The following is a 13,179-nucleotide window of genomic DNA, read 5'->3' as shown; positions in this document are numbered from 1 at the left end:
GGCTCTGCACTTGGAGCACCCGCGGGCGAAAGCGAGTCGGGGCCTCACAGGTAAAAGCGGCGATCTCGCCGTCTTGCTGCGTGTGCCTCGGAGGAGAAGAAGGAATGGAAGAGACTTTCGACGACTACCTGGACGAAACCGGGAACATCCGCATTCCCGAGGATCACACCCTGGTTGATCACGTCGAGAAGCACACCCGGAACGACGCGAACACCCTGGCGTATCGCTACATCGACTACTCGCGCGAGCGCGACGGTGAGGCGCAGGAGTTGACGTGGCGTGAGTTCGGTATTCGGCTGCGCGCGGTGGCCGCTCGACTGCAGCAGGTGACCAACCCGGGTGACCGGGTCGCGATCCTCGCGCCGCAGGGCTTGGATTACGTGATCTCCTTCTTCGCCGCGATCTACGCGGGCACCATCTCGGTCCCGCTGTTCGACCCGGACGAGCCGGGCCACACCGATCGCCTGCACGCGGTGCTCGGCGACTGTGAGCCCTCGGCCATCCTGACCGCGAGCTCCTCCGCGGCCGGGGTCCGGCAGTTCTTCCGCTCGCTGCCCGCCGCCCAGCGCCCGCGCATCATCGCGGTGGACGCGATTCCCGACAGCGTCGGCGAGAGCTGGGTGCGCCCGGACATCGCGATCGACGACATCGCCTACCTGCAGTACACCTCGGGGTCCACCCGGGTGCCCGCGGGTGTGGAGATCACGCACCGCGCGGTGGGCACCAACCTGCTGCAGATGGTCGACGCGATCAACCTGGACTGGAACTCACGCGGCGTCACCTGGCTGCCGCTGTTCCACGACATGGGCCTGCTGACGGTGATCCTGCCCGCGGTGGGCGGCAAGTACATCACCATCATGTCGCCGAGCGCGTTCGTGCGCCGCCCCTACCGGTGGATCAAGGAGCTGGCCGCGGTTTCCGACGGCGCCGGAACCTTCGCCGCCGCACCGAACTTCGCCTTCGAGCACGCCGCGGCGCGCGGTCTGCCGAAGAACGGCGAGTCGCTGGATCTGTCGAACGTCATCGGCCTGATCAACGGCAGTGAGCCGGTGACCACCTCGTCGATGAAGAAGTTCAACGAGGCGTTCGCCCCCTACGGGCTGCCCAAGACCGCCATCAAGCCCTGCTACGGCATGGCCGAGGCCACGCTGTTCGTCTCCGCCACCAAGGCCGAGGACGAGGCCAAGGTCACCTACGTCGACCGCAGGGAACTCAACGCGGGCCGCATGGTGAAGGTCGACCCCGGTCACGAGAACGCGATCGCGCAGGTGTCCTGCGGCTACATCGCGCTCTCGCAGTGGGCGACGATCATCGATCCGGAGTCGGTGGAGTCGGGCGGCGGTCGCGAGGTGCCCGACGGGCACGTCGGCGAGATCTGGCTGCACGGCAACAACATGGGCATCGGCTACTGGGGCCGTCCCGACGAGACGGCGGCGACGTTCCAGAACAAGGTCACCGAGCGCCTGTCCGAAGGCAGCCACGCCGAGGGCACCGAGCCGGACGCGAACTGGATGCGCACCGGCGACTACGGCGTGTACTTCGAGGGCGAGCTCTACATCACCGGCCGGGTCAAGGACCTGGTGATCGTGGACGGTCGCAACCACTACCCGCAGGATCTCGAGTTCTCCGCGCAGGAGGCCAGCACCGCGCTGCGTCCCGGCTTCGTGGCGGCGTTCTCGGTGCCCGCCAACCAGCTCCCGGCCGAGGTGTTCGAGCAGGGCAGCCACTCCGGCCTGCAGTTCGACGCCGACGACGCGTCCGAGCAGCTGGTCATCGTGGGTGAGCGCGGTCCCGGTGCGGGCAAGGCCGATCCGCTGCCGATCGCCGACGCGGTGCGCGCGGCGATCTCCCAGCGCCACGGCGTGACCGTTCGAGACGTGCTGCTGGTGCCAGCGGGATCGATCCCGCGCACCTCCAGCGGCAAGATCGCCCGCCGCGCCTGCCGGGCGGCCTATCTGGAGGGAACGCTGCGGGGTGGTTACACCCAGCAGGCTTTCCCCGATGCACCGGAAGAGTAATTGCCAGGGGCGGCCTCGGACCGACCATCGACGCTCGGCGCCGAGCTTCTCGAGCGCCGAGCATCAAACACGGTACGCCCGGTACGCAGACAGGTAGCTTGAGGAATTGATGGCTGACAACGAGGGCACGCCCACCCAGACGACCGACGCCCCACCCGTGGAGACCGTCGCCGACGCGGCGGCCCCGGCCGAGTCCGCGAAGGGCGGCGCGCAGACCGACATGTCGGTGGCGGAGCTGCGTGAGTGGCTGCGGCGCTGGGTCTCCGAGGCGACCGGGCAACCGATCGAGCAGATCACCGTGGACCGGCCGATGGAGGAGTTCGGGCTCGCCTCGCGGGACGCCATCGCCCTCGGCGGGGACATCGAGGAACTGACCGGCGTGATGCTGAACGCGACGATCGTGTACCAGCATCCGACCATCGCCTCGCTGGCCGAGCGGATCATCAACGGCGAGCCGGAGCTGCCCGCGGAGTCGTCCGACGACGCCTTCTACACGGCGGGCTACGCGCCGGGTGAGGCACACGACATCGCGATCGTGGGTCTGTCGACGCGGCTGCCCGGTGCGGGCGACACTCCGGAGTCGACGTGGGAATTTCTCATCGGACGCGGTGACGGCATCCGGGAGCGGCCCGAAGGGCGCTGGTCGGAGTTCCTGGCCGAGCCGCAGTTGGCGGAAGCGGTCGAGAACGCCAACACCAGGGGTGGCTATCTCGATCAGGACGTCGTCAAGGGTTTCGACGCCGAGTTCTTCGCCATGTCGCCGGTCGAGGTCGAGCGGGTCGATCCGCAGCAGCGCCTGATGATGGAGCTGACCTGGGAGGCGTTGGAGCACGCCAGGATTCCGGCCAGCGAACTCAAGGGCGAGCCGGTCGGCGTGTTCATCGGCTCGTCGGGCAACGACTTCATGCTGCTCGCGGCGCTCGGCCTCGGCAGCGAACGCGATCCGAACGTGCCGGTATCGGCCGAGGCCTACGCGATCATGGGCAGCGTCACGTCCATCATCCCCAACCGGGTTTCCTACTTCTTCGACTTCCGCGGTCCGTCGGTGGCCGTCGACACCGCCTGCTCCTCGACGCTGGTCGCGGTGCACGAGGCGGTGCAGGCGCTGCGCAGCGGTGACGCCGATCTGGCGCTCGCCGGTGGCGTGAACATGTTGCTCGCGCCGATGGCCACGCTCGGTTTCGACGCCAATGGCGGCGTCGCCAAGGACGGGCACATCAAGGCATTCTCCAGCGACGCCGACGGCATGGTCCGCTCCGAGGGCGGCGGTCTGGTGGTGCTGAAGCGGCTCGCCGACGCGGAACGCGACGGCGACACGATCTACGCCGTGATCAAGGGCTCCGCGGTGAACAACGACGGGCGGTCCAACGGTCTGCTCGCCCCGAATCCCGACGCCCAGGCAGAAGTGCTGCGTCGCGCCTACCGGGACGCGGGCATCGCGCCGTCGGCGGTGGATTACATCGAGGCGCACGGAACCGGCACCCTGATCGGCGACCCGATCGAGGCCGACGCGCTCGGCCGGGTGGTCGGCCGGGGACGTGCGGCCGACAAGCCCGCGTTGCTCGGTTCGGCCAAGACCAACTTCGGCCACCTGGAATCCGGCGCCGGTGCGGCGAGCCTGGCGAAGGTGATCATGTCGTTGCAGCACAACGTCATTCCGCCGAACATCAACTACGCCGGACCGAACCCGTACATCCCGTGGGATCAGGCGCACCTGAAGATCGTCGACGAGCCCACCGAGTTCCCCCGCTACAGCGGCAAGGCGACCATCGGCATCTCCGGTTTCGGATTCGGCGGCACCAACGCGCACGTCGTCGTCCAGGAGTACGTACCGACCGCGACCGAGACCGAGGCTCCGTTCTCCGAACTCGAGGCCCGGCTGGACGAGGACGCGGTGGCGGAGAGCGCCGACGCGGAGACGGAATCCGCGGCAGGCGACGCCGTGGCCGAGGCGGCCGAAGCCGACGCGGAATGGACCGCCGAGCGCACCGAGCCGCTGCCCCAGATCCTGCCCGTGTCGGGTTATCTGCCTTCGCGGCGTCGTCGTGCCGCCGCCGAGCTGGCCGACTGGCTGGAATCCGAGGCGGGCGCGCAGACTCCGCTCGCCGATGTGGCGCGGTCGCTGGCCAAGCGCAGCCACTGGCGTTCGCGCGGCGTGGTGCTGGCGAAGACGCACGAAGAGGCGATCGCCGGACTGCGCGCCATCGCGGCGGGCAAGCCGGGGACCGGCGTCTTCACCGCCGACGCGCCCGCGGCCATGGGCCCGATGTGGGTGCTGGCCGGTTTCGGCGCGCAGCACCGCAAGATGGGCAAGCAGCTGTACCTGGAGAACTCGATCTTCGCGAAGGCCGTCGACGAGGTCGACGAGCTGGTGCAGGACGAGGCCGGATATTCGGTGCGCGAACTGTTCCTCGACGACAGCCAGGACTACAACGTCGGCACCTCGCAGGTCGGCATCTTCACCATCCAGGTCGGCCTGGCGGCGCTGCTGCGCGCGCACGGCGCGGAACCCGATGCGGTGGTGGGTCATTCCATGGGCGAGGTCGCCGGCGCGTACATCGCCGGTGGTCTCTCGCTCGAGGACGCGGTGCGCGTGATCTGCGCTCGCTCCCGCCTTATGGGCGAGGGCGAGCAGATGATCAGCGACGACGATGTGCGCAACATGGCGCTCATCGAGTACAGCGCCGAGGACGTCGCGAACCTGCTGCCGGAATACCCGGACGTCGAGGTCGCGGTGTACGCCGCGCCGACGAACACGGTGATCGGCGGTCCGCAGGACCAGGTCGCGGCGATCGTCGCCCGGGTGGAGGCGGCGGGCAAGTTCGCCCGGGTGCTGCAGACCCGCGGTGCGGGCCACACCTCGCAGATGGATCCGCTGCTCGGCGAGCTGGCCGCGGAGCTGGCCGGTATCGAGCCGACCAAGCTGAAGACCGGCCTGTACTCGACGGTGCACAAGGAAGAGTTCTTCCGCTCCGGTCACGACCCGATCCACGACGAGGACTACTGGGTCAAGAACATGCGCCACAGCGTGTACTTCACCAACGCGGTGAAGCTCGCCGTGGACGCGGGGCACACGACCTTCCTGGAGCTGGCGCCGAATTCCGTCGCGCTGATGCAGGTGCTGGGCACCACCTTCGCCGCGGGCGTGCACGACGCGCAGCTCATCCCCACGCTCAAGCGCAAAGAAGACGAGTCCGCCGGTGTGATCGCCGCGCTCGCCCAGCTCTATGTCCACGGGCACAAGGTGGATCTGTTCTCGCTGCTCGGTGCAGGCGAGTACGCCGACGTTCCGCGTACCACGTTCGTGCGCAAGGAGTACTGGCCGAAGGTCCAGCTGTCCTCGGGCGGCAACGGCCGGGTTCCCGGTGCGCACGTGGCGCTGCCGGACGGCAGGCACGTCTGGGAGGTCCAGGCCTCCTCGGTGACCGATCTCGCCGGACTCGTGCGCGCCGCGGCGGCGCAGGTGCTCAGCGACGTGTCGCTGGGCGCGTCCATCCCGCACGCGCCGATCCCGGCCGCGGGCACGCTCACCACCACGCTCACCCCGCATCCCGGCGGCGCCTCGGTGCAGGTGCATGCCAAGGAGGGCAGCGCCTTCCGCCTGGTGTTCGACGCCGTGGTCACCTCCGGTGCTCCGCTGCCGGAACCTGTTGCGATCGAAACGGTCCCGGTGCCCGCCGCGCAGCCCCAGGGCGACGCCGACATCGAGGTCGTGGAAACCTTCGGCGACCGGTGGGATCCGAACGGCACGCAGACCGTCGAGGAGCGGCTCGCGCTGATCGTCGCGGAGTCCATGGGTTACGCGGTCGAGGATCTTCCGATGGAGATCCCGCTGATGGAACTCGGTCTGGACTCGCTGATGGCGATGCGCATCAAGAACCGGGTCGAGTACGAGTTCGACATCCCGCAGTTGCAGGTACAGGCTGTGCGGGACGCGAGCCTGCACGAGGTCGGCAAGGTGCTGCGGTACGCGATCGAGCACCGCGACGAGGTGCAGGCGATGGCGGATCAGCAGGCCGCAGACAAGGCCGCGGGCGGTACCGGCGAGCTGGCCGTCGACTCCGATTTCATCGCCACGGCCCGCGCGGCGCTGGCCACCGGGGCCGACCCGGTCGCGGCGGTCACCGGCAAGACGACCGACGCGCCCGAGGCGGTCACCGGCAAGACGACCGACGCGCCCGAGGCAGCACCGGCTGACGCGCCGACGGATTCCGTGACGCCGGAAAGCGCTGTGCCCGAAGCCGTGGCGCCCGCCCCCGAGCCTGCTGCCGCGCCCGCAGCCGTGTTCGGCGGCGCTGCCAAGCAGCCCGCCGACGAGGACGACGTCCCGCCGCGCGACGCCGCCGAGCGCCTGACCTTCGCCACCTGGGCGGTGGTTACCGGTAAGTCGGCCGGAGGTATCTTCAACACGCTGCCGATCCTCGACGAGGACACCGCGGAGAAGCTGGCCGCGCGCCTGACCGAGCGGGTCAAGGCCGAGGTCACCGTGGACGACGTGCTCGATTGCGAGACCATCGAGCAGCTCTCCGACATCGTTCGCAACCTGCAGGACAGCGGCGCGGATGTGGACGGTTTCGTGCGTCCGCTTCGGGCTCGCGCGGAGGGCTCGAACGCGGTTCCGGTATTCGTGTTCCATCCGTCCGGTGGAAACACGCTGGTGTACGAGCCTCTGCTGAAGCGTCTGCCCGCCGACACGCCGATGTACGGCTTGGAACGGGTCGACGGTTCCATCGAGGAACGAGCCCGCCAATACCTGCCCGAGCTGCGCAAGCTCCAGGGTGACGGGCCGTTCGTGCTGTACGGCTGGTCGCTGGGCGCGGTGCTGGCCATGCAGACCGCGCAACTGCTGCGGGCCGAGGGCGCGGACGTGCGCGTGGTCGGCCTGATCGATCTGGCCATTCCGACGCAGGGCGAGGACAACAGCCCCGAGGAGCGGGTGCGGCGGATCGAGCGCTACCAAACCTTCGCCAAGAAGACTTACGGCGTCGACGGCGAATTGGACCGCGAGCAGTTGGAGACACTGGCCGCGGCATCCGACGAAGAGCAGTTCAAGATGATCAGCGACCTGATCAAGATCAGTGGCGCGAAGATTCCCGGTGGCGTGCTCGAACACCAGCGCACCTCGTGGATCGATAGTCGCCACCTCGCCCGTACCCAACCGTCCCACTACGACGGCAACGTCGTGCTCTACCTCGCCGATCGCTACCACGACGGGATGATCGAGCTCGAGCCACGCTTCGCCGACCGGGTGCCGAACGGCGGCTGGGACGAGTACATCCCGAATTTGGAGGTCGTCCACATCGCGGGCGACCACCTGCAGATCATCGACGAACCGCGGATCGGCAAGATCGGAGCCGACCTGACCGCGAAGCTCGCCGCGATCGAGGCGAAAGGGGCCAAGTGAGCACTACTGCCGAGAAACTCGCCGACCTGCGCAAGCGCCTGGATTTAGCGCAGGAGCCGGCGGGTGAAGCGGGCGTGGCCAAGCGGGCGAAGAAGGGTATTCCCAGCGCCCGCGACCGGATCAACATGCTGCTCGATCCGGGAACCTTCGTGGAAATCGGCGCGCTGGTCCGCAAACCGGGCGACTCCGCCGCGCTCTACGGCGACGGCGTCGTCACCGGGCACGGTTTGGTCGAAGGCAGGCCCGTGGCGGTGTTCTCGCACGACCAGACCGTCTACGGCGGTTCGGTCGGCGAGATGTTCGGCCGCAAGGTGGCCGGGATCCTGGAGTACGCCGCCAAGGTGGGGTGCCCGGTGGTCGGCATCAACGACTCCGGCGGCGCGCGCGTGCAGGAGGCGGTGACCTCACTGGCCTGGTACGCCGAGCTGGGGCGGCGGCAGGAGCCGCTGTCCGGGCTGGTCCCGCAGATCTCGATGATCCTCGGCAAATGCGCCGGTGGCGCCGTCTACGCCCCGATCAACACCGACGTGGTGGTGGCGACCGAAGAGGCGTACATGTTCGTCACCGGGCCGAAGGTGATCCGTGAGGTCACCGGCGAGGACGTGAGTCTCGAGGAACTCGGCGGCGCGCGCAGCCAGGCGGAGTACGGCAACATCCACCACGTGGCCAAGGACGAATCGGCCGCGTTCGAGTGGGTGCGCGACTACCTGAGCTACCTGCCGACCAGCTGCCAGGAGCTGGCGCCGATCGTGAATCCCGGCTTGGAGCCGGAGATCACCGACACCGACCTGGAGCTGAACTCGATCGTCCCGGACTCCGACAACTCCGGGTACGACATGCACGAGATCCTGCTGCGCATCTTCGACGACGGCGCGTTCCACGAATTCGGCGCTTCGGCGGGGCGCAACGTCATCACCGGCTTCGCCCGTGTGGACGGTCGCAGCGTCGGCGTGGTGGCCAACCAGCCGATGGTGTATGCGGGCGCGCTGGACGCCCGCGCCTCGGACAAGGCGGCGCATTTCGTGCGTCTGTGCGACGCGTTCGAGATCCCGCTGGTGTTCGTCGTGGACACGCCCGGGTTCCTGCCCGGTGTGGAACAGGAGAAGATCGGCGTCATCAAGCGCGGTGGACGGTTCCTGTTCTCCTACGTGGAGGCGTCGGTGCCGAAGGTCACCGTGGTGATCCGCAAGTCCTATGGCGGCGGTTACGCCGTGATGGGCTCCAAGCAGCTGGGCGCCGACGTGAACCTGGCCTGGCCGACGGCGCGGATCGCGGTCATGGGCGCCGAGAGCGCGGTCAGCTTGATCGGAGCCAAGCAGATCGACGCCGCGCCCGAGGACCAGCGGGCGGCGATTCGCCAGCAGATGATCGATTTCTACAACGCCACCGTGGCGACGCCGTGGGTGGCCGCCGAACGCGGATACGTCGACGCGGTCATCGAGCCGTCGACGACCCGACTGGAAATCCGTCGTGCGCTACAGCTGTTGCGGGACAAGTCCGTTGCCCGCAATCCGCGCAAGCATCACCTGCTGCCGCTGTAGCAACCGGTACACGATCGGGCCGCACCCCTTGGGGCGCGGCCCGATTCGCGTCTGGCGTCTCGAATGATCAGCTGACGGTGACGGATTCGATGACGACGTCGTCGACCGGCACGTCCTGATGCATGCCCGCCGAGGAGGTGCGGACACCCGCGATCTTGTCGACCACGTCGGTGCCCTCGGTCACCTCGCCGAAGACGGCGTAGCCCCAACCCGCCGCGGTGGGAGCGGAGTGGTTGAGGAAGTCGTTGTCGGAGACATTGATGAAGAACTGCGCGGTGGCCGAGTGCGGGTCGTTGGTGCGCGCCATCGCGACGGTGTACTTGTTGTTCTTCAGGCCGTTGTTCGCTTCGTTCTGGATCGGGGCTTTGGTGCCCTTCTGACGCAACCCGGGCTCGAACCCGCCGCCCTGGATCATGAAGCCGGGGATGACGCGGTGGAAGATGGTGCCGTTGTAGTGGCCCGCGTTCGCGTAGTCCACGAAATTGCGCACCGTGTTCGGCGCTTTCTGATCGTCCAGCTCGAGCACGATCGATCCGTAGTTCGTCGAGATATTCACCTTGGTCATACACCCACCTTTCCATCCTTTCGTAGACCGTTGCGTGATACGGGTACTTTTCCGGTAGCGTCCGATACCGACGAACTGGTTTCGTGAGCACATGGGTAACTCGCCGGGTACGCCCAGAACCTGAGTCGCACCTGACGTAGGACCTGAACGCAAATGGCGCGACGCCCCACTAGCACGGCCTAAAGACCCGGAGAGGCGGGGGAGCCAGCTAGCATTGCCAACCGTGCCCGACGCCGCAACCGCTGTACTCACGAAACCTCCCGCCGCCCCGGTGGTGACCCCGAACGATTTCCGGACCGCCCGGCTCATCGCGCTGGTGGCCGGAGTGCTCGGCGCGTTGTTCGCGCTGGCGACGCCGTTCCTGCCGGTCACGCAGACGACCGCGGTGCTGAACTGGCCGCAGGGCGGGACGCTCGGCAACGTGCAGGCGCCGCTGATGTCGCAGGTCCCGATCGACCTGAAGGCGACGATCCCGTGCGAGACGATCGCCCAGCTACCCGAGCGCGGTGGCATGCTGCTGGCCACCGCGCCGCCGCAGGGCGACCGGGCCGCGTTGGAGGCGCTGTTCGTGCGGGTGTCGGAGACCTCGGTGGACGTGGTCGACCGCAACGCGGTGGTGGTGTCGGCCGACCGCAGCCGCATGGGCGAGTGCACGTCGTTGAGTATCGCCTCGGACAGCGACAGCACCTACGGCGTGTTCAACGGGCTCACCAGGCAGGTGGAGCGTCCGATCGAGGGCGGGGCGGCCGGGGCGAACGAGTCGGTCACCGTGCCGGTGGAGGGGCAGCTCGGCGGCGATCTGCGGCCCCAGGTGGTCGGGGTGTTCTCCGATCTGAAGGGCGCGGCGCCGACCGGTTTGTCGTTCACCATGACGGTGGACACCCGCTTCTCCTCCAGCCCGACCGCGATCAAGCTGGTCGCGATGATCGCGGCGGTGCTGTGCACGCTGATCGCCCTGGCGGCGCTGGCCCGGCTCGACAGCAGTGACGGGCGTGGGCACCGCCGGTTCCTGCCCGCGAACTGGCTGAAGCCGACCTGGGCGGACGGCGCGGTGGTCGGCACGCTGCTGCTGTGGCATTTCGCGGGCGCGAACACCTCCGACGACGGCTACATCCTCAGCATGGTGCGGGTGGCCCCGCACGCGGGGTACATGGCCAACTACTTCCGCTGGTACGGCGTGCCGGAGGCGCCGTTCGGCTGGTACTACTACGTCATCCAGGTCTTTTCGGAGATCTCCACCGCCAGTGCCTGGGTGCGGTTGCCCGCGCTGGCCTGCGCGATCCTGTGCTGGCTGGTGATCAGCCGCGAGGTGGTGCCCCGGCTGGGTCGCGGGGTGCGCACCAGCAAGGTGGCGCTGTGGACCGGCGGGCTGGTGTTCCTGGCGTTCTGGCTGCCGTTCGACAACGGCCTGCGCTCCGAGCCGATCGTCGCGCTCGGTGCGCTGCTGACCTGGGTGTCGATCGAGCGGGCCATCGCGACCGGGCGGCTGCTGCCCGCCGCGGTGGCCGTCCTGGTGGCGGCGTTCACTCTCGCCGCCGCGCCGACGGGCCTGATGTGCGTCGCCGCGCTGCTGGCCGGTATCCGTCCGATGCTGCGCATCGTGGTGCGCAAGCACCGGCAGTTCGCCGCGCTCGGCGCCGGTCGGTGGGGCTCGACGCTGCCGCTGCTCGCACCGATCGCCGCGGCGGGCGTGCTCGTGCTGACGGCCGTCTACACCGACCAGACCTTCGCGGGCATCCAGGAGGCCAACCGGGTGCGTCAGGTGACCGGGCCGAACCTGGCCTGGTACGAGGACTACCTGCGCTACTACTACCTGTTCGTGGAGACCGTCGACGGCTCGCTGTCGCGGCGCTTCGCCTTCCTGGTGATGCTGCTGTGCCTGTTCACCACCATGCTGGTGCTGCTGCGCCGCAGGCGGGTGCCGGGTATCTCCAGCGGTCCGACCTGGCGGTTGATGGGCGTGGTCTTCGGGACGATCTTCTTCATGATGTTCAACCCGACCAAGTGGACCCACCACTTCGGCGCGTACGCGGGCATCGCGGGTTCGCTGGCGGCGGTCACCGCGGTCGCGGTCTCGGCGAGCGCCCTGCGAGCCCGCAAGAACCGGGCCATCTTCCTGGCCGGGTTGCTGTTCGTGCTCGCGATCGCGTTCTCCGGCATCAACGGCTACTGGTACGTGTCCAGCTTCGGTGTGCCGTGGTTCGACAAGCGCGTCTCGCTGCACGGCTACCAGTCGAACACCCTCATGCTCGTGCTGTTCGGCGTGGCGCTGGCATTGGTCGGTTGGTACGCGCTGCGGGAGGACTACACCGCGCCGCAGCCGTCGGCCAAGACGGCACGTGGCAGGCGGATCCGCCGGTTCGCGGCGATCCCGCTGACCGTGGTCGCCGCGCTGATGGTCGCGCTCGAGGTGCTCTCGCTGGTGAAGGGCGCGGTCTCGCAGTATCCGGCGTACTCGCTGGCCCGGTCGAACATCGACGCGCTCAGCGGCAGCACCTGCGGCCTGGCCAATGACGTGCTGGTCGAGCCGGACCCGAACGCGGGCAAGTTGCAGCCGATCATGGATCCGGCGCACCCGCCGACGAATCCGTCCGATCCGCTCGCCGGTGTCGATCCGGTCGGTTTCGACCCCAACGGCGTGCCCAATGATCTGTCCGCCGACAGCGTCGAGGTGAAGCCGGGCACCGGGAACACTTCCACGCAGTCGGTCGGCGCGGCGTTCGCGGAGGGGCAGAGCGCGGGCACGGGCGGCGGTCAGGGCGCGCGCGGCGTCAACGGCTCCACCGTCGCCCTCCCGTTCGGCCTGGATCCGGCGACCACACCGATCCTCGGCAGCTACCAGAACGGCGTGCAGCAGCCCGCGAACGTCACCTCGAGCTGGTACCAGTTGCCCGCGCGTTCGGCGGACAAGCCGCTGGTGGTGATCTCGGCCGCCGGTCGCATCCTCTCCTTCGACGACACCGGCGCGATGAAGTACGGCCAGTCGCTGACCGTCGACTACGGCAAGCGGCAGCCCGACGGCAGCGTGCAGAAGCTCGGCACCTACCTGCCGCGTGACATCGGCCCGTTCCCGTCCTGGCGCAACCTGCGGGTGCCGCTGGACGAGATCGCGCCCGACGCCGACGCGGTGCGCATCGTCGCCAACGACCCGATCCTGATCGGGGATCAGTGGCTGGCCTTCACGCCGCCGCGGATGCCGAAGTTGCAGACGCTCAACAGCCTGCTGGGTTCCCAGCAGCCGATCCTGCTGGACTGGGCGGTGGGCTTGCAGTTCCCGTGCCAGCGTCCGTTCGACCACCGCAACGGCGTGGCCGAGGCGCCCGGCTACCGCATCCTGCCGGACCGCCCGCTGGCCATCAGCTCGACGAATACCTGGCAGGCCGAGGAGTTCGGCGGCGTGCTCGGCTTCACGCAGATGCTGGCCAGGTCCATCTCCGTGCCCACCTACCTGAAGGACGACTGGGCACGGGACTGGGGCTCCCTGGAGCGCTACGAGCAGTACGACCGCAGCGCCGTCCCGGCGAAGCTGGACACCGGCACCGCGACGCGCTCGGGCCTCTGGTCGCCGGGCAGTATGCGGGTGTTCTGATCGGGTGAACCACCCGAAACCAAGGCCGCCGCGCAGGGCACCGATCCTGCGCGGCGGCCCTT

5 protein-coding genes are annotated in these 13,179 nt (G+C 68.6%); 4 read left to right on the top strand and 1 reads right to left on the bottom strand.

What is annotated here, in order from left to right; all coding sequences use genetic code 11:
• Positions 1–104: 104 nt before the first annotated feature.
• The 3 genes from fadD32 (at position 105) to ACIHAX_RS18560 (ending at position 8,963) form a co-directional block, all read left to right on the top strand.
• A complete protein-coding gene (gene fadD32 / locus ACIHAX_RS18570; RefSeq protein ID WP_355073128.1) occupies positions 105–2,018 on the top strand; it encodes a long-chain-fatty-acid--AMP ligase FadD32 in 1,914 nt (637 codons plus the stop codon).
• A gap of 109 nt (positions 2,019–2,127) precedes the next feature.
• Positions 2,128–7,422, top strand: a complete 5,295-nt coding sequence (gene pks13, locus ACIHAX_RS18565) for a polyketide synthase Pks13 (RefSeq protein WP_397278672.1) — start codon at positions 2,128–2,130, stop codon at positions 7,420–7,422.
• Positions 7,419–8,963: an acyl-CoA carboxylase subunit beta gene (locus ACIHAX_RS18560; RefSeq protein ID WP_355073124.1), complete on the top strand. Its 1,545-nt coding sequence runs from the start codon at positions 7,419–7,421 to the stop codon at positions 8,961–8,963. The genes pks13 and ACIHAX_RS18560 overlap by 4 nt, the downstream gene beginning before the upstream one ends.
• 67 nt (positions 8,964–9,030) lie before the next feature.
• Here ACIHAX_RS18560 and ACIHAX_RS18555 read toward each other — a convergent pair whose 3' ends face one another.
• Positions 9,031–9,528, bottom strand: a complete 498-nt coding sequence (locus tag ACIHAX_RS18555; RefSeq protein WP_397278670.1) for a peptidylprolyl isomerase — start codon at positions 9,526–9,528, stop codon at positions 9,031–9,033.
• A 223-nt stretch (positions 9,529–9,751) separates the two neighbouring features.
• Between ACIHAX_RS18555 and ACIHAX_RS18550 the strand changes: the two genes are divergently transcribed.
• The gene (locus ACIHAX_RS18550; protein ID WP_397278668.1) at positions 9,752–13,117 is read left to right on the top strand and encodes an arabinosyltransferase domain-containing protein; all 3,366 of its coding nucleotides are present in this window, start codon (positions 9,752–9,754) and stop codon (positions 13,115–13,117) included.
• Positions 13,118–13,179 lie beyond the last annotated feature (62 nt).

It is taken from the genome of Nocardia sp. NPDC051929, assembly GCF_044548645.1.
In the GTDB taxonomy this organism is placed as follows: domain Bacteria; phylum Actinomycetota; class Actinomycetes; order Mycobacteriales; family Mycobacteriaceae; genus Nocardia; species Nocardia sichangensis.
This window is presented reverse-complemented; position numbering and strand designations above follow the sequence as displayed.